Genomic DNA, 23728 nt, shown 5'->3' with positions numbered 1-23728 from the left:
GATTAAAAAAGGCAGATCCAGGGTGGTCTGCCTTTTTATTTTACAGCTACCAGACCAAGACGCTGGCTTTTTAACCTATTCCGATGAAAAAAATACTCCTGATTCTCGTTTGTACCTATGCGCTATTCTCTTGCCGGAAAAACCAGCAGGAAGAAGACGGCGACACACTGTTTGAGTCTGTTCCGGCTTCTGAAACGGGTATCGACTTTGTCAACAGAAGTCTAGAGAAAAAAGAATTTAACATTTTTAACTATCGTAACTTTTATAACGGCGGTGGCGTAGCCATCGGCGACGTAAACAACGATGGGTTCTCCGATATTTTCGTTACTTCTAATTTTGAAGATAACAAACTTTACCTCAACAAAGGGGTGAAAGATGGCTCCTCGTTCAAGTTCGAGGACGTATCTAAACAGGCAGGCATTGTGGGCAAAAAGTTCTGGTCTACGGGTGTTACTTTTGCCGATGTAAACGGCGATGGCCTGCTTGATATCTATGTTTGTAACTCGGGTAGTCAGGACCAACGCGGCAACCAGTTGTACGTCAATCAGGGCGTAGGACGGAATGGTATTCCGTCGTTCAAGGAAATGGCCCGTGAAGTAGGTCTTGAAGATGGCGGGTTCTCGACCCACGCCGCTTTTTTTGATTATGACCGCGACGGCGACCTCGATATGTACCTCCTTAATAATAGCTTCACACCCATCGACAGGCTGGGCTACATGAACCTCCGCAACGAACGCGACCGCCTCGGAGGGCATAAACTATTCAGAAACGATAGCGAAAAAGGCACGCTGAAATTTACCGACGTAAGCGAGCAAGCCGGCATTTACGGCAGTTTAATTGGCTTTGGCTTAGGCATTACCATCGGAGACGTAAACAACGACAACTGGCTCGACATCTACATCTCCAATGATTTCTACGAACGCGATTACCTCTACATAAACCAGAAAAACGGCACTTTCAAAGAAGACATCGAAAACGAAATGCCGCATATCAGCCTTAGCTCAATGGGGGCCGACATCGCCGATATTAACAACGATGGCAACCTCGACATCTTCGTTACCGATATGCTACCCGCCAACGACCGCCGCCTCAAAACCACCAGCGTGTTTGAAAGCTACAACCTCTCCGAAATGAAACAGAAACGTGGTTTCTGGCACCAGTATATGCGTAATATGCTCCACCTCAACAACGGCGACGGAACCTTTAGCGAAATCGGCGAGTTTTCGGGCGTACACGCCACCGACTGGAGTTGGGGCGCGCTTATATTCGATATGGATAACGATGGCCTCAAAGACATCTTCGTGGCAAACGGTATTGCCAAAGACCTCACCGACCAAGACTTCGTCGAGTTTCTCGGAGACCGCAACACCATGCAGCAGATGCTCGAAGGCAAAAAATTTGACTACAAAGAATTTACCGATAAAATCTCGTCAGTACCCATTCCTAACTACGCCTATAAAAACAACGGCAACCTGCAATTTACCAACGTAGTAAAACGCTGGGGCCTCGAAGGGCCAGGGTTCTCGAATGGCTCTGCCTATGGCGACCTCGACAACGACGGCGACCTCGACCTCGTCGTCAACAACGTAAACGCGCCGCTGTCGGTCTATAAAAACAAAACCTCCGAAACCACCAAAAACCATTACCTGATTCTGAGGCTCAAAGGAACCGCCAAAAACCTTAACGGCATCGGTGCTACCATTACCGTTTACCAGCAAGGTTCGCAAAAAGTTTTACAACAAATGCCTAACCGCGGGTTTCAGTCATCAAGCGACCACCAGATGGTTTTTGGCTTGGGGCAAATACCTGCCATCGACTCGCTGAGAATAGTCTGGCCTGACGATAAAATGCAGCTACTTGCCAACCCCAAAGCCGACGGTATCCTGACCCTCGACTACAAAAATGCCACACAGGTATACAAACCCGTTCCGATGGCAAAATCGTTGCTCTTTACCGACATCACCACTACCACGCTCGACTACCTGCATCAGGAAAGCAACTTCGTCGATTATGACCGCGACGTGCTACTGAAACAGAAACTATCAACACAAGGCCCCGCCATGGCCGTAGGCGATGTAAACGGCGACGGCCTCGAGGATATTTACTTCGGCGGAGCCGCAGGGCAAGCAAAAAAACTGTATATCCAGCAAAAAAACGGACGCTTCGTTGAATCAACACAGCCCGACTTTGCTTTCGATACCACCACCGAAAACGTCGATGCCCTCTTTTTTGATGCCGACAAAGACGGCGACCTCGACCTCTTCATCGTAACAGGTAGCAACGAGTTTGAACCCAATGCCCCCGAACTGCACGATTTACTTTACTTAAACGATGGCAAAGGCAATTTCAAACGTGACATCCGCTTCCCTCCTATCAACGAAAACGGTTCGTGCGTAGCCGCCGCCGATTTCGATAAAGACGGAGACCTCGACCTCTTTGTAGGTTCAAGAATGATTTCAGGTCAGTATGGCCTCAGCCCCCATAGCAACCTGTACATCAACGATGGCACGGGCGGTTTCAAGAACCTCTCGAAACGCTTCATGCCACAAATTAATGACCTCGGCATGGTAACCGACGCCGAATGGGTCGACATCGACAAAGACGGCTTCCCTGACCTCATCGTGACCCAAGACTGGGGCGGTATTGTGGTTTTCAGAAACGACCGCGGCCGAACCCTGCAACTCAAAGAAACCATTGCCAACTCGGAGGGCCTCTGGAATACCCTCAAACCTGCCGATATTGACGGCGATGGCGACATCGACTTCATTGTGGGCAACATGGGCCAAAACACCAAACTAAAAGCCACTGCCGAGCATCCGGCGTTTATGGATATTAACGATTTTGACCACAACGGCTCAACCGAGCAAATTATCTCTTGCCTCACCGAAGACGGCAACACCTACCCGATGGTGCTGAAAGGCGAGCTTCAGCGGGCTTTGCCTATCATTAAAAAGAAGTTTGTGAAATATACCGACTACGCCAATAAAACCCTTGAGGAAATCTTTACGCCTGAACAACTCAAAGGCGTGGTTCGGAAACAGATTACCAATACGCAAACCTCTTTCCTTATCAACGACGGCAAAGGCAACTTTACCCTGAAAGCCCTGCCAATGGAAGCGCAGTTGTCGCCCGTGTTTGCTATCGAAACAGGTGATTTCAATAACGACGGCGTGCTTGATATTGCACTGGCCGGAAACTTCTTCGACGTACTGCCTGAATGGGGGCGTTTCGATGCCAACTATGGGCTAATACTGGAAGGCAAAGGAAAAGGCGAATTCAGAACGCTGAAACCCGACCAGTCAGGCTTCAGAACCCTCGGACAAGTCCGAAAAATGCAAAAAGTAAAAACAGCATCAAACAACCCTGCTGGAAGTGGGCAAGTGCTGGTCTTAGCCAAAAACAACGACAAAGCACAGGTATTTAGTTTTAAAAAGCAGCAAAAATGAAATCAGTAATTAAACTATTAAGCATAACCAGCATGGCTGTGCTGGTTATCAGTTCATGCAACCAACCCAAGAAAACCGATAGTATCAAACTTTTTGACAAACTCTCGTCTGCACAAACGAAAGTCGATTTTGCCAATACTATCACCGAAACCGAAAACTTCAATATCCTCGACTACCTCTATTTCTATAACGGTGGAGGCGTAGCCGCGGGCGACATCAATAACGACGGCCTCGTCGATTTGTTCTTTGTTTCTAATCAGGGCAAAAACAAACTCTACCTCAATAAAGGCAAAACCAATGGCTCGCCCGTTGAATTTGAAGACATCTCTGACAAAGCCGGCATTGGCGGCCTGTCTGACTGGAAAACCGGCGTAACAATGGCCGACGTAAACGGCGACGGCCTGCTCGACATCTACGTCTGTGCCGTGGCTAACTACAAAGGGCTTGAAGGCTCAAACGAGCTTTACATCAACAACGGCGACCTTACCTTTACCGAAAAAGCCAGCGAGTACGGCCTCGATTTCACAGGCTTTGCCACACAGGCCGCGTTTTTCGACTACGACAAAGACGGCGACCTCGACTGCTACCTGCTTAACCATGCCGTGCATAACACCCGCTCTTATGACCGCGTAAACACCCGTATGCTCAAAGACAACGAAGCCGGAGACTACCTCTTCCGTAACGACAACGGCAAGTTTAAGGATGTAAGCAAAGAAGCCGGCATTTATCAGGCCGCAATGGGCTACGGGCTGGGTATTTCGGTAGCCGATGTTGACAACGACGGCTGGCTCGATATTTACGTAAGTAACGATTTCCACGAGGATGATTACTACTACATTAACCAGAAAAACGGCACTTTCAAAGAAGCCATTAAGGAGCATTTTACGCACCTGAGCCGCTTTTCGATGGGGTCCGACATCGCCGATATTAACAACGATGGTTTTCAGGACATCATGACGCTCGATATGTACCCCGAAGATGAAAAAGTTGAAAAATCGTCGGTCGGAGAAGACCCGCTCGACATCTACCTCTATAAACTGCAATTCGGGTATTTTAACCAATACAGCCGCAACTGCTTGCAACTGAGCATGGGCGGGCAGCGTTTCAGCGACATCGCCCCTATGGCTGGCGTAGCCGCTACCGACTGGAGTTGGAGCACCCTCATGGCCGATTACGACGGCGACGGCATCAAGGATATTTTCGTTTCTAACGGTATTCTCCGCCGCCCTAATGACCTCGACTACCTCAAGTTTATCATGAGCGATTCGCTGCACTACAACCTGCCCACCTCTCATGAACTCGACCAGAAGGCCATCGACAAAATGCCTAGCGGCAAGTGGCACAACTACCTTTATAAAGGAACCAAAGAGCTTCGGTTTCAGGATAAATCGCTTGAGTGGGGCTTTGAAGAAGCCAACGTAGCCAACGGAAGCACCTACGCCGACCTCGACAACGACGGCGACCTCGACCTCATTACCAATAACCTGAACGAACAAGCGGGTATTTACCTCAACAACAGCCGCGAAAAACTGGGCAACAACTACGTAAAAGTAAAGCTGAAAGGCAACAACAAAAATACCTTTGGCGTGGGGGCAAAAGTTATTCTGAAAACCACCGAGGGCGAGCAACTGCAACAGTTAATGCCTACGCGGGGCTTCATGAGTTCGGTTGAGCCTTCGCTGCTGTTTGGTATCGGCAAAACGGCTAAGGTCGATTCCCTCATTGTTATCTGGGAAAACCAGCAAATGGAGGTAATTACTAATCCGGCTACCAACAAACTACTGGTGCTAGACCAGAACAACGCCCGCCTCGACGGTAAAAACTACGACTTTATTCATAAACAAAAACCTGTTTTTGAAAACATTACGGCGGCCACCAACATTCCGTTTGTGCATAAAGAAAACATTTATTTCGATTTCACCCGCGAGTCGCTCATTCCGTTCAAGGTTTCTATCGAAGGCCCTAAAATGGCCGTAGGCGACGTAAACGGCGACGGCCTTGACGATTTCTACGTGGGCGGAGCCAAATATCAGGCCGGTGAGCTTTACCTGCAAACACCTAACGGCTTTAAACAAAGTTTGCAGCCCATCTTCAAGGCCGACTCTATATTTGAAGACGTAGACGCGCTTTTCTTCGATGCCGACAACGACAAAGACCTTGATTTATATGTGGTATCGGGCGGAAACGATTTCTACGACAAAATGCCCGAACTCCTCGACCGCCTTTACCTGAACGATGGCAAAGGAAACTTTACTAAATCGACCGACGCGCTGCCGCCTATGTTCGACAACAAGGCTTGCGTAAGGGCTTGTGATTTTGATAAAGACGGCGACCTCGACCTCTTTGTGGGTGGGCGTGTGGTTGGGTATCAGTACGGCGAAACTCCTAACTCTTACCTGCTGCTTAATAACGGCAAAGGTAAATTCTCTGACGCCACGGCTACGCTTGCGCCCGAACTCCGAAAAGCGGGCATGATTACAGATGCCGTATGGGCCGACTTCGACAATGACGGCGACCTTGACCTGACTGTGGTTGGCGACTGGATGCCGATTCGGATGTTTGAAAACAACAAGGGCAAGTTTAAGCTCATCGACTCTCAACTGGGCAACTTTACGGGTTTCTGGGCGAGCATTACCGCCGGAGACTTTGACAAGGATGGCGACATCGACTTCGTGGTCGGAAATCTCGGAACCAATACCAAGTTCCGCAAGCAGGAAGGCGGCCAGCTTAAAATGCTCACCAAAGACTTCGACGACAACAAGGCTAAAGAGCATATTCTGGCTTATAACCGCGGCGACGACTGGTATACCGTGAATGGCAAAGACGAACTGGGCAAACAGATTCCGGGTATTATCAATAAAAAATATGTCGATTACAAAGATTTCTCCGGCAAAACGCTCGACCAGATTTTTAGTAAAAAAGACCTCGACGGGGCCGACGAAAAAATTGTGAATACCTTTGAATCGGTTTATCTCGAAAACCTCGGCAACAAGACCTTTAAACTGAAACCTTTGCCGCGCTTGGCGCAGGTATCAAAAATTATGGTGCTTCGTACCGAAGATGTCAACGCCGACGGCAACCTCGATGTGCTCATTGGCGGCAACTTCTACGGGGCTAATATGTATCAGGCGCGTTATGATGCTTCTTACGGGCTTATCTTGCAGGGCAATGGCAAAGGCGATTTCACGCCGCTGGTGCCGACTGATACTGGTTTTCTTCAGGAGGGCGATGTGCGCGACATCAAAATCGTTAACACGCCTAAAGGCCCGCTGTATTTTGTTTTGCGTAATAACGATAAAATGCAGGTTTTCAAACGCCTGCCTTAAAACGCTAGTTGGGCCGCCTTTGTACAGTATTATCTCGGTTATCTGATGCAACTGTACCGAAAACCGATTTCTATTGCTAATTTTACTGGTCAGTTGGCGGCCCTGCCTTACAGTTTTTCTATTGGGCAGGCGGCAGGGTTTTCATAAGTGTTGTGTATTTATTTCAATGGGAAAGTCTTTCGTTTATTTCGCTTTTATCGTTTGTCTGGTTTCATGCAGGAATAGTTCTCATGATACACTGTTCGATGCGCTCGATGCCTCTCAGACGGGTATCGACTTCATGAATAAAATAGAGGATACTCCCGAAATGAATATCATCAATTACCGCAACTTCTATAATGGGGCGGGTGTGGCCATAGGTGATATTAATAACGATGGCTACGCCGATATTTACCTGACGGCCAATCAGGGCGAAAACAAGCTCTACCTCAATAAAGGAACTCAAAACGGTGAGTCTTTCCAGTTTCAGGATATAACCCGCGAAGCGGGCGTGGGCGGCACAAAAGCCTGGAGTACGGGCGTAACTTTTGCCGATGTGAACGGCGACGGCCTGCTCGATATTTACGTCTGTAATTCGGGCGAACTGCGCAACGATACGCGCGGCAACGAGTTGTTTATTAATCAGGGCGTAGGACGGAATGGTATTCCGTCGTTCAAGGAAATGGCTAAAGAATACGGCCTTTTTGATGGGGGCTACTCTACACACGCCGCTTTTTTTGATTATGACCGCGACGGCGACCTCGACTGCTACCTGCTCAACAACAGCTTTATTCAGGTAAACAAATTACAGTACGAAAACCTGCGCAGCCAGCGCGACCCCTTCGGCGGGCATAAGCTCTTTCGTAACGACAACAATAAATTCACCGACGTAAGCCAGCAGGCAGGTATCTATGGCAGCGTGATAGGCTTCGGGTTGGGTATCACGGTCGGAGACGTAAATAACGACAACTGGCTCGATATTTACATCTCAAACGATTTCTACGAACGTGACTACCTCTATATTAACCAGAAAAACGGCACCTTTAAGGAGGTCGTCGAAGAATCAATGGGGCATACGAGCCTCAACTCTATGGGAGCCGACATCGCCGACATTAACAATGATGGCAATCTGGACATCTTCGTTACTGATATGCTCCCAAACGACGACTACCGCCTCAAAACTACTTCTACTTTTGAAAGCTACGAACTCGAAAAAATCAAGGAAGAACGCGATTTTTACCACCAGTATACACGCAATACACTACAACTCAACAACGGCGAAAACCACAACGGCACACCGCTCTTTAGCGAGGTAGCCGCACTTGCGGGTATTCATGCTACCGACTGGAGTTGGGGGGCTTTGGTCTTCGACATGGATAACGATGGCCTGAAAGATATTTTCGTAGCCAATGGCATCATTCATGACCTTACCGACCAAGACTTTATCAGTTTTCTGGCCGATAAAAACACCATTCCGCAAATGCTCGACCGCAACGGCCGGCCCAATATTAACAAGATGGTCGAAAAAATGCCGTCGCAGCCCATTGCCAACTATGCCTTTCATAATCGGGGAAACCTGAAATTTGAAAACAAAGCCGCCGACTGGGGGCTGGGCGAACCGGGTTTTTCAAACGGAGCGGCCTATGGCGACCTCGACAACGACGGCGACCTCGACCTCGTCATTAATAACAACAATATGCCCGTGTCGGTGTTTCGGAACAACACCATCGAAAAACTCAAAAAGCATTACTTGCGCATCAACCTGAAAGGCAACACCCACAATGCCTTCGGCATAGGCGCAAAGGTCTACCTCTACCAGCAAGGCAAAACCCAGTATTTGCAGTCAATGCCTAATCATGGGTTTCAGTCGTCGAGCGACCACATCCTGATTTTCGGGCTTGACAACAACCCCAATATCGACTCGCTGGCCGTTATCTGGCAGAACGACAAAAAACAGGTCATTAAAAACCCAAAGGCCAATACCGAGCTAGTACTCGAACAAAAAAACGCTACCCAGACCGTTAGCTTTGCCCCTACTCGGCTTAAACAATACTTTGCCGACATAACGGGCCAGACAGCCCTGAACTACACCCACACCGAAAACGATTTTGTTGATTATAACCGCGATGCCACCCTGAAACAGTTGTTCTCACGGCAGGGGCCTGCATTAGCGGTGGGCGACGTAAACGCCGACGGGCTGGAAGATGTGTATCTGGGCGCAGCTACCGACACTACCGGAAAATTGTTCCTGCAAACACCTGCCGGCACTTTCAGGGTGTCTAATCAGGCGGTTTTTGCCCAGACTCCCCATGCCGACGAAGTAGCCGCGTTTTTTTTTGATGCCGATTCAGACGGCGACCTCGACCTCTACGTAGCCACGGGCGGCAACGAGTTTCTGAAAGGAAACCCGCTACTGGCCGACAGGCTCTACCTCAACGACGGCAAGGGTAATTTTTCGTTGAGCAACAACCTGCCCAACCTCCTCGAAAACACGGCGTGTGTAACCGCCCATGATTTTGATAAAGACGGCGACCTCGACTTATTCGTAGGCTCACGCATGATAAGCGCGCAGTATGGCAAAAGCCCCGAAAGTTTTCTTTTACGCAACAACGGCAAAGGTGTATTCACCGCCGAAAGTCTGGGCGAAGTGGGCATGATTACTGATGCCGCATGGACCGACATCGATAACGACGGCTGGACGGACCTCGTGCTGGTGGGCGACTGGATGCCCGTTTCGATACTGAAAAACAAGCAAGGTAAACTGGCTGCTCCTGCCCCTATTCCTGATTCGGCGGGCTGGTGGAACACCATTAAAATCGCCGACATCGACAACGACGGCGACCAAGATTTTATCGTCGGGAATTTAGGGCTTAATTCAAAACTGACGGCCTCAAAAGCGCAACCCGCCACCCTCTGCATAAACGATTTCGATAAAAACGGGCTGGTTGAGCAACTGATTTGCGTCTATAACAATGGCAAACTGGTTCCGCTTATGCAAAAACCCGATTTGCAACGAACCATTCCTTCCATTAAAGAGCGTTTTGTGTACCATAAAGACTACGCCAATAAATCGGTAGACGAAATCTTTACCAGCGAACAAAAAGAGGGCATGATTGAGAAATCAGTGGTAAACCCGCAGACATCCTTCTTCATTAACGATGGCAAAGGTAACTTTACTATGGTAGCCCTGCCCATTGAAGTGCAGTTTTCGCCCGTTTTTGGCATTGAGGTCTGCGACTACGACAACGACAAAAACCCTGATATTCTGCTAACCGGAAACTTCTACGATGTTTTGCCCGAGATTGGCCGTTACGACAGTAATCATGGCTTGGTGCTGCATGGCAAAGGCAAAGGGCAATTTGAAGTGCTGAAACCAAAAGATACGGGCTTTTTCAGCAACGGACAGGTACGCCGGATGAAAATTGTCAGGGGAGCTAAGAAAAATATGCTAATTTTGGCAAAAAATAACGACAAAGCACAAGTAATCGGGTTTTAGCAGTGCAATACCCGATTTTCCCTGAAACTGAAACATGAGTGTAGTAAAAAAATTGGCAGGCGATACCGCCCTTTACGGTATCAGTAGTATTGTCGGGCGATTCCTGAACTGGCTTCTCGTAGCCGTGCATACCCGTGTTTTTCATCAACAACGCTTGCTCGCCGACAACAACCAGCTTTATATTTATGTTATTCTGCTCAATATCATCTATACGTATGGTATGGAAACGGCTTTTTTCCGCTATGCCAGCAAGAAAGAAAACCGGCAGGAGTACTACAACCTTATTTTGTCTTATATTATTCTGAGTAGCGTTATTTTCTCAGGCGTTATTTACTTTTTTGCTACGCCTATCATCAACGCAATGGGGTTTCCGGGTAAAGAACGCCTCATTGTCTGGTTTTCTATCATTCTGGCTACCGATGCCGTTGCCGCCATTGCTTTCGTAAAACTCAGGGCCGAAAACCGCGCCAAAAAATTTGTGGCTATTCGTCTGGCTAATATTTTTATTAATATCGGGCTTAACATTTTTTATCTGATGTTCTGCAAATACATCTACGATGGTGTATTTCTGCCCGAATGGAAACCCTTCGCCGCATTTTTTTATAACCCTAAAATAGGGCCTGATTACATTGTCTGGGCCAATTTTATTGCTAGCCTTGCCACCATTCTGCTACTCTGGCGCGAGTTTGTGGGTTTCAGGTTTACCTTCAACTTCCAGAAGTTCAAGCCGATTCTGATATATGCCTACCCGCTGCTGATAATGGGGCTGGCCGGAGCCGTTAATCAGGTAGCCGACCGCATCATGTTCCGCGAGATACTGCCCGAAGGCTTTTATAAAGGCTTATCTACCGACGATGCCTTCAGTGTCTACGCCAACGTATATAAATTATCTATATTTATGTTGCTGGTGGTGCAGGCTTACCGATACGCCGCCGACCCTTTCTTTTTCTCGAAAGCCGAAGATAAAAACTCGCCGTCTATGATAGCCCTAGCCACCAAGTGGTTTACCATTGCGTGTGTCGTTATCTGGGTGGGTGTAAGCCTCAACATCGACCTCATCAGCCTTATTCTGGGCAAAAGCTACCGCTCTGGCATTGTGGTTGTGCCTATTTTGTTGTTGGCCAATTTGTTTATTGGCGTGTATCAGAATATGTCAATCTGGTTTAAACTCAGCGACCGCACCTATTTCGGAACCGTTCTGACCTTCGTCGGAATGTTCATAACCGTTGTGCTGAACCTCATACTTATTCCGCGCATGGGTTATGTAGGCTGTGCCATTACGTTTGCCGTTTCGTCGTTCGTGATGATGGTGCTGTGCTACCTGCTAGGCGAAAAATACTACCCAATTCCGTACGAAATTGGTCGTGTTATGGTCTATCTTATAGGGGCAGGCGTGTTGATTTTTGCTTCATGGCAGATAAAAATCGAGAATCCTTATCTTTCTATTCCGTTCCATATCATGCTCAGCCTCCTGTTTCTGTTTGTGATTGTATTTACCGAGCGCAAAAGTCTGGGGCTGAAAAAATTCTTTAAAATGTAGGGGCTTTTGTATGGCCCCCTGCAAGGGTTGCAAAGTCGCACTAACGCACGGGCCGCCCCGCAAATTTTCAAAGAAACTCACTATTCAATGGTTTTTGGTGAAATTATTCTTTTTCTATTTCAATCAAATGCCATCATACATTTAAGAACACAACCCAATTTACTACACAATTCGTATAATACCTTGTGGCTTTGGCTCTGTTTATTCTTGCTTCAACTGCACGATTTTGTTGGAGTAAACAGCACTATTGACCGCAATACTTTCACGCTATGCTATTATATTTGCCCCAGATACAACATATAATTTTTCAAACTCTTGTTTCTCCCCACTAATGAACCCCATAAAAATAAGCATTGTAGGCTGTGGATGGCTGGGCTTGCCACTCGGCAAATATTTGTCGGCCAAAGGGTATCTGGTAAAAGGAACCACTACGCACCCCGAAAAACTGCCTCTTTTGCAGGAAAATGGCATTGAACCTTACCTGATGCGGATTAATCCACAGGTAGAATGTGAATATGTGGATAACTTTCTCGATACGGATGTGCTTATCATCAATATTCCGCCCCGAATCAGCTTGCAGAAAACCGATGCCCACGTAGAACAGATAGCCAATTTGCTACAAGTACTGGAAACGTCGGGTGTCAGGAATATTATTTATGTGAGTTCGACCTCGGTTTACCCCGACCTGAACCGCGAAGTAGCAGAAGAAGACGTGCAAACGCCTGAGGCTTCTGCCAGCCCTACCATGCTGAAAGCCGAAAACCTCATACGAAACTACCCTTTACCTGCCACTATTCTGCGGGCAGCGGGCTTAATGGGCTACGACCGCATTCCGGCCAAGTATTTTTCAGGCTGGAAAGGGCTAACCACTGGCGACATTCCGGTTAATTATATTCATCGCGACGATGTGGTTCAAATCATCGAAACTGTTATTGAGCGTCAGCTCTGGAACCAGACCTTCAATATTGTTTCACCGGTTCATCCGCTGCGTAAAGAAATCTACGCCCGTAACTGTCAGGAGCTAGGCTACGAAATGCCCGAATTTGTTAGCCAGCCTGAGCCACAGCCCTACAAGATAGTAAGTCCGAAAAAATGGCTGGCCGAGTCGGCGTATCGGTTTATTTACGAAAACCCGCTCGATTTTTTCTATCAGAAACCTCAATAACCCGCCACACCGTTCTTTTTCAGAATAGCTCTGGCATTCTGGTTGCCTTTGGCTGCGGCCTTGATGTACCACTGCTTGGCAACCTCGATGTTCTGGCGGTTGGCGTAGTTAATACCGATATTATAATCAAAGTCTCCGGTCGAATCCCTGATGGCGGCTTTTACCCAATACTCAACGGCTTTGTCGTCCAGTTTCAGGTCTGTGTAAGTAACCCCTATGTTTTTGTAAGCGGGCAAATACGCCGGAGCTTTGCTGATGAGTTTGTCGAGTTCTTTTACCTCCTGCTCGAAATCCCCTTCTTTCCGGTACGAAAACGCATAATTGAGCGCGGCATCCCAATAATCGGGTTTTATACGTAAAGCCTGTTTGAAAGCCTTGCGTGCTTCGGCAGTATTGCCGCCACCCATCAACGACAACCCGTAAGAAGTCCAGTATTCAGCATTATCAGGTTCGGTGTCGAGCGTCAGCTTATAATATTTATTGGCATTGGCAAAATCGTTAAGGCGGTAATAAGCCGTGGCAAAGAGCCAGTTTGTGCGGTTCGATTTCGGCAGGTATTGCGTGGCTTTTTCAAAATATTTCAGGGCTGTCTGGGTGTCGCCTTCATCCAGAAACATCGACCCAATGGTGCGGCATACGTCGGCATTTTTAAAGCCGCCGTCATCGGCGCGCATCAGGTATTGTTTCGCCGTCGGAAACTCCTTGTGGTCGAGGTAATACCACCCCAGGTTACTCAGCACCATGGCATCGTTCGGGAAAGCCTTTTCAGCCCCCGTAAAAAGCACCAGTTCGTTTTTCCATTTGCCTGTTTGCAGGAAGGTCATTACACACAGCACCGCTGCCACCACCACAAAACCCGTAAAGGCACTTTTGGAGGCAGCATAAAATTTATTTACCAGCAAGCCCACCAGAAACAGCGGCCCTATCGACGACAGGTAATAATAGCGGTCGGCCACGAGTGCGCTCCCCACAGGTAATATCTGCAAGACGGTCGAAATGGCTATCAGGAAAAACGCCCCTGCCCACCAGATGCGTTTATCTTTCCGGCCAAACCACACAAGTGCCGCCACCAGCCCCAGCAGCCCCAGCAAGGCCAGCGAATAAACAGCCGGAAGCCCCCCCGTGAGTTTGTTGGGGTAAGGATAAAACGGATACAACGGATACGGCAACAGGGTTTTTACCCAATAAAAACAAAAAGCGTAGGCCGTAAGCAGTACGCGCTCGCCGGTAGTATATGAGCCGCCAATAACCGTTGTGGCATCGGCTCCGGCATCTTTCTGGGCGTGTGTGGCCAGATACGCAAACACCAGCGTTATAATAAAATACGGAATCTTGTTAATTAACAGTCTGAAACTCAGCGGCTTTTTAAGCAGGCAGTAGTCGGTAACCAGCAAAAGGGCGGGCAACACCACGGCCATACCCTTCGACAAACACGAGGCCACAAACAACAGCACCGACACCACATAGAGACCCATTTTGCGGGTTTCGTCAAAACGAAGGTAATACCAGAACGACAACAACAAAAACAGTGTATACAGCACATCTTTACGCTCGGCTGCCCACGCCACCGACTCTACGTGCAGCGGATGAATGGCAAACAGCACCGCCGTAACCAACGAAACAAGGCTATTGCCGTTTAGTTTTTGTATGAGCCTGAACACCAGCCAGCTATTCAGGATATGCAGCACGAGGTTGTCCAGATGGTAGAGCCACGTCTGGTCTTTTACGAGGGCGTACTCAACGGCCAGTGTCAAGACCGTAAACGGATGGTAGTTACCCACCACGTATTCGGTAAAAATGCCTTTAATATCGAAATTTTTTACCAACTCGTTCAGGGTAATGTAGGGTTTGTCGTCCCAGACAAAAGAATTTTGCCAGACCGGAACATAACTCAGCAAAACCAGCAGGGCCAGTATGGCAGGCACCCATTTTTCGGGTATCGAAAAACCATATTCAGGGCGGGCCTGTGGGGCTGTTTTAGGTACAGCCGCCGTGTGTAAGGGCGTACTTTTTTTAGGTTGAGACTTCTGTTTTGACATCGCGGGGGTTAATCAGGTTTACAAAAATATTCCAATTATCTTGCCAAAGCAACAGGCAAAGCTGCATAAGTAACACAAACTACCATTTGCAGCTTGTTGGCAAAGCCCACCAAAGGCACACGCCCCGCCTGAGGGCGTGGTGGCCGCTTGCGCAACCGCTCATCAGGCCAGAAACACATTCGGCCCTTTGCTTCGTAATTCGGCCGTTTCTTTTTTTGTATTGTCCAATAATTTAAAGAACTTTGATTATTCTTTGGCAAGAATGTTGCCCTTTACTCAGGCAATATCTGAGGCATTTGGGCGTTAAAATACCTACAATCAATCTGTGAATGAAAATAGCACGAATCATAATCTGGGCGTTTTTGTGTTTGCCCGTTGCAGGGCTGGCGCAGAAAAACAAAAAAGCAGCCGATGGCACCATTTCTGAAAAAGAACTACAAGCCGAGGCCGTTTTTACCGATGGCATGAAATTCTTTATTGCCGAAACCTACGACAAAGCCCTGATACACTTCAAGAAAGCAGCCGAACTGAATCCGGCAAGCTCTGGCACTTATTTCATGATAGCCAAGTGTTACTTGGCTACCAACGATATTGCCAACGCTACGGCTTACGGCGAAAAAGCCACTAAAGCCGACGACGACAACAAGTTTTACAAGAAGTTTCTGGGCGAAATCTATATCAAACAAAAACGCTACAAGGAAGCCGCACAGGTGTTTGAAAAACTGGCCGACAGATACCCTACTGACGTAGACAACTACCTCGATTTATCGAACGCCTACATTATGCAGGATAAATACTCCGATGCCGTTGATGTTTATAACAAAATAGAAAAAACCATTGGCATGAGCGAGGAAATCACGCATCAGAAACAACTGATTTACCTCAAACAGAATAAACTCGAAAAAGCCATTGAAGAAGGCGACCGCCTGATTGCCTCCGAACCCACCGAACCTGAATATGTGGTGCAACAAGCGCAGATTCTGATTTCGAACCAACGCTACGACCAAGCCCTGAAAATGCTCGAAAACTCGCTGAAACGCAACCCCGACTTTGCCGAGGCACACGTTTTGCTGGCCGAGATTTACCGCAAAAAAGGCGACATGGACAAGTGTAGCCAAGAATTACAGGTGGCGTTCGCGAACCCGAATCTTGGCTCTGACGTGAAATTCAAGATTTTGTCGAGCTATTTGCTCATGACACAAGACGATAAAAGCGAAAAAACACAGCAGAACCTCATTAGCATGACGCAGGCACTCATTAAACAGGCCCCTAAAGAAGCCAAAGGCTATGTGGTGCTGGGCGACCTGCTCATGAAAAAAGGCGACATGACCGCCGCCCGCGAAAACTACCTGAAATCGACGGAGTTCGACAAGTCGGTGTTTGAGGTCTGGATGGCTATCATTGAAATAGACTCGAAACTCAACGAAACAGATATGCTCATCAAGCATTCTGACGAAGCCCTTGAGTACTTCCCTAATCAGGCTTTTTTCTGGTATCATAACGGTGTGGCCAACCTCACCAAAAAAGATTACGAAAAAGCCATTACCGCGCTGGAAGAAGCCCGTAATTTATCGCAGGATAACGCCGAGCTTAGCCTCTACGTAAATGCCTTGCTGGGCGATGCCTACAACGAAGCCAGACAATACGGCAAGTCGGACGATGCCTACGAAGCCGTGCTGAAACTCGACCCCAACAACGAACACGTGCTGAACAATTACAGCTACTATTTGTCGCTACGTAAAGACAAACTCAGCCGTGCGCTGGAGTTATCGACCCGCCTAACCCAAAAAGCGGGCAACAACGCTACCTACCTGGACACCCACGCGTGGGTGCTTTATACCATGAAAGATTACCAGAAAGCCCGCGAGTTGCTCGAGCGCGCCGTTAAACAGGCATCGGGCGTGAGTGGTACTATTGTAGAACATTACGGCGATGTGCTTTTTCAGCTAGGCGAAAAAGACAAAGCTCTTGAACAATGGAAAAAAGCCCGCCAGATGGGCGAGAATAGTCTGAACATAGAAAAGAAAATACAATCGGGCCAGTTAATTGAATAAGCCCCCCCTCACCTGCTTAACCCTGTTGATACATTTGCCCCGACAAGCGTTTGGTGCTGGCAATGCCCGCCTGAGGTGTGCAAAGCAAACTTTAAACTCACACATATATGCGTCATTTCATTCTGGCTATAAGTTGTTTTACAGTACTTTTTACTACCTCCTGTAAACGTAACAAAATCAGCAAAACAACAGCTATCGACTCCGTGGCTGTGGCAGGCAATCCGGTGGCAGGCACTCCGGTGGAAGTGCCTTCTGCGGGCAATACCGGAACGGTTACCAGTGCCACGAAAGTAGATGTAAACCCTGCCGAGGTCGATTTCAGGTTTTTGAGAATAAAATCCAAAGTCAATTATTCGTCCGACAACGACAGCCAGTCGTTTCCGCTGACGGTTCATATCGAAAAAGACAATAAAATATGGTTGTCGGTAGCCGTAGGGCTGGAAGTAGCCCGTGGGCTTATCACGCGTGACTCGGTTATTTTTCTGGACAGGCTGCACCGCAACTACTACAAGTACGATTTTGCCACCCTTAGCAAGCAGTTTAATTTTAATTTGAGCTACGACTTGGTGCAGTCGATACTGATTGGCAATATGCCTGTCAGGAAAACCGAAAACGACGAGGTATTGAAGCAAGACGGCGGCTTTGCTATCAGGCAGAAACAGGATTTTGTGCAGATAGAAAACTTCATAGCCGAGCCTACCCTGAAATTGCAGAAACTGATGGCCTCCGATGCCACAGGCACTAGCAAAATGCAAATTGACTACGGTAATTTTCTGGCTATCAATAATTTTTTATTCCCGCAGGAAATCATGGCAAAGATTGAAGCCCCAAAAGATGACAAAACCGCGCAGACTTTAATAAATTTGCAGCATAATAGAATCGACTTTTTAGACGAAAGCCCCGGCTTTAGTTTCAGTATTCCGAAGGGGTACTCGCCTAAATAGCCCAAACCAGTAGCTGATGCCCTTAAAAAAACTCACATATCTGTTGCTCACGTGCTTGTTTGCTTCACTCCTGACGGGTGCGCCAGCCTACGGCCAGCGTACTAAAAAAACACGCGCCCAACTGGAAAACGAAAAAAAACGGAATCTGGAAAAAATTGCCGAAACCAAAAAAGCCCTCGAAAACGCACAGGCACAAAAGGAAGTAACGGTTGGCAATATTAAAGCCATTAAAGAACAGATTTCGTCGCAGGAAGAGCAAATTAACCTCATGGAGCAGGATATTGACCTCATCGACATGGAAATGCAGGACATCGTGAGTGCCAAAGAAGGGCTTGAAACCAAACTGCAACAATTACAGAAAGAATACGCCGCCATGCTTTACTCGGCTTCTAAAAACAGTGGTAAGCTCAACAAGCTGAGTTTCCTGTTTTCGGCTTCGTCGTTCAACGAGCTATTCATGCGGTATAAATATTTGCAGCAATACACCGAAAACCGCAAGGCGCAGGTAATTCAGATGAACAAGGTGGCTGCCCTGCTGCGCGAACGCCAAAGTAACCTTGAGGGCAAACGCTCCGACAAAAAACGGATACTTTCGGCCAAAGTAGTAGAAACCAAAAACCTTGAAGACCTCAAAACCCGCCAGACAGCCATGGTGGGCGAGTTATCAAAGAAAGAAACAGACCTCCGAACCGAAATTGAGGCATCGAAACGCTCGGTTACCCGCCTCGACAACCTCATTGCCAACATCGTAGCCCGCGAAATATCACGCAAGAACAAAGAGCGCGAGCGACTTCAGGACCAAGAAGCCAAAATTGCCAAAAACCGCCCAACCAAACAACCCGCCAAAAAATCAGAGAATCTCGACGGCGCAGAAACCGCGCTGGGGCGTTCGTTTGGGGCTTCGCGGGCGCGTTTGCCGTGGCCTGTGCAACGTGGGTTTATCTCGGACCGCTTCGGCGTAAAAGAACACCCCGTGCTACATGGCGTGCTAATTAATAATAACGGTATCGACATCCAGACCCCCTCAAATGCTACTGTGCGCGCGGTGTATGACGGCACCGTGAAAGACATCTCCGAAATACCCGGGCTGGGCAAGGTAGTAACTATTCAGCACGGCGAATACTTTACGGTATATGCCAATATAAATCAGGTTTTTGCCTCGGTGGGGCAAAAAATTGCAGCCAAAGAAACCATTGGCACTGCTGGCGTATCGAGCGGAGCTACCGAAATCAATTTCCAGATATGGCACAACACCGAAAGGCTCAACCCCGAAAGCTGGCTGGTTCCGCGCTGATGCTTCCATTAAATAACGGCTGTGTGGCCTTTGGCCGAAACCCAAGCCGTAAAAACATTGTTATTGATTCGAGATAAATCACCCCTATATATGTCAACTCATTCTGAAATAAAACGCATTACTACTCACACGCTTCAAGAGCTAAAACGCAAAGGCGAAAAAATTGCCTGCCTTACTTCTTACGACTACTCGATGGCCAAAATTGTAGATGGCGCAGGCGTAGAAGTGATTCTGGTGGGCGACTCGGCCTCAAACGTAATGGCGGGGCATGAAACCACCCTCCCCATTACCGTCGATAACATGATATACCACGCACAAGCCGTAGTAAAAGCCGTTAAACGCGCGCTGGTGGTGGTCGACCTCCCCTTTGGGTCTTATCAGGGCAATTCGTCCGAAGCCCTGCGGTCGGCTATCCGTATCATGAAAGAATCAGGCGGCCACGCCGTGAAGCTCGAAGGAGGCATCGAAGTGAAAGAATCAATTGTGCGTATCCTGAGCGCGGGCATTCCGGTTATGGGGCATCTGGGGCTTACGCCGCAATCAATCTATAAATTTGGTACGTATGCCGTTCGGGCGAAGGAAGAAGAAGAAGCCGCCCAACTGATTGAAAACGCCAGAATGCTCGACGAAGTGGGCTGCTTTGGGGTAGTACTAGAGAAAATTCCGGCCGAACTGGCCAAAAAAGTAACCGAGAGCGTCAGTATCCCGACCATCGGCATTGGGGCTGGCCCGCATTGCGACGGGCAGATTCTGGTGGTGCATGATATGCTGGGCATTAACAAGGAGTTTTCGCCACGTTTTCTGCGCCGTTATGCCGACCTCCACACCGTCATGACCGAGGCCGTCATGAATTACGCCAAAGACGTAAAATCGGCCGATTTCCCCAACGAGAAAGAATCTTATTAAAACCCTGTTGGCAGGGTAAAACGTGCAGGCCCGTCCGAAACGGAGGCTTGCACGTTTTTTTTGTTTTTCTGGCATCAAGCCCAGTCTGGTGGCTTTAGGAGCAAACCCGTGCAGGGCCGGAAATATGTTGCCAAAACGCTGTTCCGAATAAATTTTCTTAAATTTTTGACCTAATCTTTTTAAAAAACTTGTAGCTTGCAGTCTGAATCTACGGCTATTGCATTGGCGTATATATGCCTTTGCGGGTTGGTAGACACAGTAACATTCAACCTTATTTACCAAGATGAAAAAAATACAGATTTTAGCCTCATCGTTTGCTCTTGCCGTGTTAATCGGCGTAAATGCTCAAGCCCAGACCAAAAATCCATCTACACCGCCAGAGGTTTCGCCAATGCCTATGAAACCAGAAATGACCGAAATCTGGAACCCTGAAGTAGTGGTAGTAACACCGGGCAAAACCAACGCCGATGCCCCTTCTGACGCTATTGTGCTTTTCGACGGAAAAGATTTATCGCAATGGGTAAGTGCCAAAGACGGCAGCCCTGCCAAATGGAAAATTGTTAACGGTGTTATGGAGGTAGTACCCCGCAGCGGCGACATCAAAACCAAACTTAAATTCGGCGACTGCCAGTTGCACATCGAATGGAGCGCGCCAGACTCAGTAGCAGGTGCAGGCCAGGGCCGTGGCAATAGTGGGGTGTTCTTTCAGGACCGCTACGAGCTACAAGTGTTAGATTCTTACCAGAACCGTACTTACCGCAATGGTCAGGCCGGAAGTATATATAAAGATGCGGCTCCGTTGGTAAACGTAACCCGCAGCCCGCTTGAGTGGAACACCTACGACGTAATTTATACGGCTCCGCGTTTCAAACCAGATGGCCGCCTCGACTACCCCGCACGCATTACAGTGTTACACAACGGTGTAGTAATCCAGAACAACACCACCATTCTGGGGCTTACCAACTACATAGGCTTACACCTTTACCCCGAAGCACACGGCGAAGATGTATTGCACCTACAAGACCACGGTAACAAAACCCAGTTCAGAAACATCTGGATTAGAAGACTATAATACCCCATTGAAATATATTTGTAGCACCAATGCCACGGCTTCGGCGGTGGCATTGGTGTTTATATGCGTTGGGGTGGCTCCAACAACACACCAACTACCCTACATAACTATGCTGCACATACAAAGCCGCTGAGGGTCTTACCCCACCTTAATAGAAGCTGCCAAAACTACCATCAGGCCTACCTCCGTCGCCCAACCCTTGTTTTGTTGGATTATGCTTTTGAAGGAAAAAGTATTGATGTATTTAAGTCGTGCTCATGGGATGTTTCAATCCTTGTTTTGTTGGATTTTGCTTTTGAAGGCACAAACGCACTGGCAGAATAGAAGTTTTAGGTTTGTTTCAATCCTTGTTTTGTTGGATTTTGCTTTTGAAGTTAAAGACCCCTCTTGAAAAATCTTATATACCCTATTGTTTCAATCCTTGTTTTGTTGGATTATGCTTTTGAAGTCTTATGATTTTACTGATAGGCTGATTATAATAATGTTTCAATCCTTGTTTTGTTGGATTTTGCTTTTGAAGAATAGTACTTCGTTAGGGTTGACAACTACAAAGGTGTTTCAATCCTTGTTTTGTTGGATTTTGCTTTTGAAGTTAGTACCGCATGGTTTGGCGATGGAGCGGGGCAACCGTTTCAATCCTTGTTTTGTTGGATTTTGCTTTTGAAGTTTTTGCCGCCGATTGTTGCTATGTATGGATTGTTATAGTTTCAATCCTTGTTTTGTTGGATTTTGCTTTTGAAGAGTTCTTGGTCAAAATATGAATCCTTCTTACCATTCGGTTTCAATCCTTGTTTTGTTGGATTATGCTTTTGAAGAATTCGATAATATCGACAAATACGTAGATAGAGAATGTTTCAATCCTTGTTTTGTTGGATTATGCTTTTGAAGGATAACATGGGTGATTTGCATATTCATGTAGTATAGTTTCAATCCTTGTTTTGTTGGATTTTGCTTTTGAAGATGTGTAACTGGATTACATCTTTGCGACTACTTAAATTGTTTCAATCCTTGTTTTGTTGGATTTTGCTTTTGAAGAAAGAAGGCAAGCAAAATGTAAGCAACGTAGACCAGTTTCAATCCTTGTTTTGTTGGATTTTGCTTTTGAAGACACATCTGGAGTTATACAGAGATTTAATGGTGAAAGTTTCAATCCTTGTTTTGTTGGATTATGCTTTTGAAGTACATACGAAGCCATACCTCTTGAATACATTGAGTATAGTTTCAATCCTTGTTTTGTTGGATTATGCTTTTGAAGAAAGATTGGCTTCCTACGATGTTAAATGGAGTAAAGAGTTTCAATCCTTGTTTTGTTGGATTATGCTTTTGAAGCATTAAACATGTAATACAAATATGCAAAAAAAACACCGTTTCAATCCTTGTTTTGTTGGATTATGCTTTTGAAGTCTTTTTCAATTATCTTTTCCATAACATCAGTTTTTAGTTTCAATCCTTGTTTTGTTGGATTATGCTTTTGAAGATAGAGCAATATCGCAAAGGCGATATATCCTTTCAAAGTTTCAATCCTTGTTTTGTTGGATTATGCTTTTGAAGAGAAATTTTGTCATTTAATCGAACGCCTAATAGTTTGTTTCAATCCTTGTTTTGTTGGATTATGCTTTTGAAGAGGCGGTTAGAACGTCTGAAATAATTGTGAAAATGAGTTTCAATCCTTGTTTTGTTGGATTATGCTTTTGAAGCAAAATATGGTGAATTTATTGCCACGGCTGAGGACGAGTTTCAATCCTTGTTTTGTTGGATTATGCTTTTGAAGACTACTTGTTTGGTACGGCCGTACAAAATACTGACGGTTTCAATCCTTGTTTTGTTGGATTATGCTTTTGAAGTACAAGAGGCGTATTTATGCACTGAGGAGTATAATTGTTTCAATCCTTGTTTTGTTGGATTATGCTTTTGAAGGAAAGAAAAACACTATTTGGAATTTCACAAGAGTTTCGTTTCAATCCTTGTTTTGTTGGATTATGCTTTTGAAGTTCATTGCAAGTGTCTATAATACACTAAGCAATGAAAAGTTTCAATCCTTGTTTTGTTGGATTATGCTTTTGAAGGTGGCGAGCGATGCAGAACAAGGTGCTATAATTGGGTTTCAATCCTTGTTTTGTTAGATTTTGCTTTTGAAGCCGTTAGGTATGCTAAAACATTGATAACTAACGAATTCGGAGCAAATATGATTTGTTATTTTTGTCATTTTACAATATGTCAGAGAACATTTCCGGGCTGTTTTTTGACTTTTTCCGTAAACTTAAAATACTGATAGTCAAACACTTGTAGCCCATTTTTATCTGTCTTAAAATAAATTATCGGTCGGAAATCAGAATTACTGGGTGCAAACATTCTTATAGGTGCAATTTAAGCATCTTTGTTTGTATTTCGTTGCCTTCGGATACAAATTTTATCTATTATTGTTGCTATTGCGTTTGCACATTCTTTGACCAACTGTTGTCGGAAT

Annotated in this window: 12 protein-coding genes and 1 CRISPR repeat array; of the genes, 10 read left to right on the top strand and 2 right to left on the bottom strand. The window is 46.7% G+C overall.

Annotated elements, in window-relative coordinates; genetic code table 11:
- The first annotated feature begins 83 nt into the window (after positions 1-83).
- From WAA15_RS12480 to WAA15_RS12460, 5 genes are all read left to right on the top strand, one after another.
- Positions 84-3446 (top strand): VCBS repeat-containing protein, encoded by a 3363-nt coding sequence (locus WAA15_RS12480; RefSeq protein WP_337043093.1) that lies wholly within the window; start codon positions 84-86, stop codon positions 3444-3446.
- Complete coding sequence (locus tag WAA15_RS12475; RefSeq protein WP_337043092.1) at positions 3443-6772, top strand: VCBS repeat-containing protein; 3330 nt, start codon at positions 3443-3445, stop codon at positions 6770-6772. Before WAA15_RS12480 ends, WAA15_RS12475 begins: the two co-directional genes overlap by 4 nt.
- Positions 6773-6938: 166 nt before the next feature.
- A complete protein-coding gene (locus WAA15_RS12470) occupies positions 6939-10247 on the top strand; it encodes a VCBS repeat-containing protein (protein ID WP_337043091.1) in 3309 nt (1102 codons plus the stop codon).
- Between the two features lie 34 nt (positions 10248-10281).
- Entirely contained in the window at positions 10282-11787 is a 1506-nt protein-coding gene (locus tag WAA15_RS12465; protein ID WP_337043090.1) for a lipopolysaccharide biosynthesis protein, read from the top strand.
- A gap of 331 nt (positions 11788-12118) precedes the next feature.
- Complete coding sequence (locus WAA15_RS12460; RefSeq protein ID WP_337043089.1) at positions 12119-12952, top strand: NAD(P)H-binding protein; 834 nt, start codon at positions 12119-12121, stop codon at positions 12950-12952.
- Here WAA15_RS12460 and WAA15_RS12455 read toward each other — a convergent pair.
- Together WAA15_RS12455 and WAA15_RS12450 are read right to left on the bottom strand one after the other, a co-directional pair.
- The gene (locus WAA15_RS12455; protein WP_337043088.1) at positions 12946-14991 is read right to left on the bottom strand and encodes a tetratricopeptide repeat protein; all 2046 of its coding nucleotides are present in this window, start codon (positions 14989-14991) and stop codon (positions 12946-12948) included. The two genes, WAA15_RS12460 and WAA15_RS12455, sit on opposite strands and share 7 nt — an antisense overlap.
- Before the next feature lie 35 nt (positions 14992-15026).
- On the bottom strand, positions 15027-15170 hold the full coding sequence (locus WAA15_RS12450; protein WP_337043087.1) for a hypothetical protein: 144 nt from the start codon (positions 15168-15170) through the stop codon (positions 15027-15029).
- Positions 15171-15320: 150 nt separating this feature from the next.
- Between WAA15_RS12450 and WAA15_RS12445 the strand changes: the two genes are divergently transcribed.
- The 5 genes from WAA15_RS12445 to WAA15_RS12425 all read left to right on the top strand — a co-directional run bounded on the left by WAA15_RS12445 (position 15321) and on the right by WAA15_RS12425 (position 21261).
- The gene (locus tag WAA15_RS12445) at positions 15321-17045 is read left to right on the top strand and encodes a tetratricopeptide repeat protein (protein ID WP_337043086.1); all 1725 of its coding nucleotides are present in this window, start codon (positions 15321-15323) and stop codon (positions 17043-17045) included.
- 107 nt (positions 17046-17152) lie between these two features.
- Positions 17153-17989 carry a DUF4292 domain-containing protein gene (locus WAA15_RS12440; RefSeq protein WP_337043085.1) on the top strand — a complete coding sequence of 279 codons (837 nt, stop codon included), beginning with the start codon at positions 17153-17155 and terminating at the stop codon, positions 17987-17989.
- 16 nt (positions 17990-18005) lie between these two features.
- Positions 18006-19283, top strand: a complete 1278-nt coding sequence (locus WAA15_RS12435; protein ID WP_337043084.1) for a murein hydrolase activator EnvC family protein — start codon at positions 18006-18008, stop codon at positions 19281-19283.
- 90 nt (positions 19284-19373) lie between these two features.
- Entirely contained in the window at positions 19374-20189 is an 816-nt protein-coding gene (gene panB / locus WAA15_RS12430) for a 3-methyl-2-oxobutanoate hydroxymethyltransferase (protein WP_337043083.1), read from the top strand.
- A gap of 283 nt (positions 20190-20472) precedes the next feature.
- The gene (locus WAA15_RS12425) at positions 20473-21261 is read left to right on the top strand and encodes a 3-keto-disaccharide hydrolase (RefSeq protein ID WP_337043082.1); all 789 of its coding nucleotides are present in this window, start codon (positions 20473-20475) and stop codon (positions 21259-21261) included.
- Between the two features lie 189 nt (positions 21262-21450).
- Positions 21451-23399: a CRISPR direct-repeat array (repeat unit 37 nt; unit sequence GTTTCAATCCTTGTTTTGTTGGATTATGCTTTTGAAG).
- Between the last annotated feature and the right edge of the window lie 329 nt (positions 23400-23728).

The organism is Emticicia sp. 17c (genome assembly GCF_037153985.1).
Lineage (GTDB): Bacteria > Bacteroidota > Bacteroidia > Cytophagales > Spirosomataceae > Emticicia.
This window is presented reverse-complemented; position numbering and strand designations above follow the sequence as displayed.

Excerpts from the sequence above, each read along its gene's own strand:
- WAA15_RS12445 (WP_337043086.1), top strand. The coding sequence starts at position 15,321 with ATGAAAATAGCACGAATCATAATCTGGGCGTTTTTGTGTTTGCCCGTT.
- WAA15_RS12475 (WP_337043092.1), top strand. The coding sequence starts at position 3,443 with ATGAAATCAGTAATTAAACTATTAAGCATAACCAGCATGGCTGTGCTG.
- WAA15_RS12455 (WP_337043088.1), bottom strand. The coding sequence starts at position 14,991 with ATGTCAAAACAGAAGTCTCAACCTAAAAAAAGTACGCCCTTACACACG.
- WAA15_RS12450 (WP_337043087.1), bottom strand. The coding sequence starts at position 15,170 with ATGTGTTTCTGGCCTGATGAGCGGTTGCGCAAGCGGCCACCACGCCCT.
- panB (WP_337043083.1), top strand. The coding sequence starts at position 19,374 with ATGTCAACTCATTCTGAAATAAAACGCATTACTACTCACACGCTTCAA.
- WAA15_RS12425 (WP_337043082.1), top strand. The coding sequence starts at position 20,473 with ATGAAAAAAATACAGATTTTAGCCTCATCGTTTGCTCTTGCCGTGTTA.
- WAA15_RS12435 (WP_337043084.1), top strand. The coding sequence starts at position 18,006 with ATGCCCTTAAAAAAACTCACATATCTGTTGCTCACGTGCTTGTTTGCT.
- WAA15_RS12465 (WP_337043090.1), top strand. The coding sequence starts at position 10,282 with ATGAGTGTAGTAAAAAAATTGGCAGGCGATACCGCCCTTTACGGTATC.
- WAA15_RS12460 (WP_337043089.1), top strand. The coding sequence starts at position 12,119 with ATGAACCCCATAAAAATAAGCATTGTAGGCTGTGGATGGCTGGGCTTG.
- WAA15_RS12480 (WP_337043093.1), top strand. The coding sequence starts at position 84 with ATGAAAAAAATACTCCTGATTCTCGTTTGTACCTATGCGCTATTCTCT.
- WAA15_RS12440 (WP_337043085.1), top strand. The coding sequence starts at position 17,153 with ATGCGTCATTTCATTCTGGCTATAAGTTGTTTTACAGTACTTTTTACT.
- WAA15_RS12470 (WP_337043091.1), top strand. The coding sequence starts at position 6,939 with ATGGGAAAGTCTTTCGTTTATTTCGCTTTTATCGTTTGTCTGGTTTCA.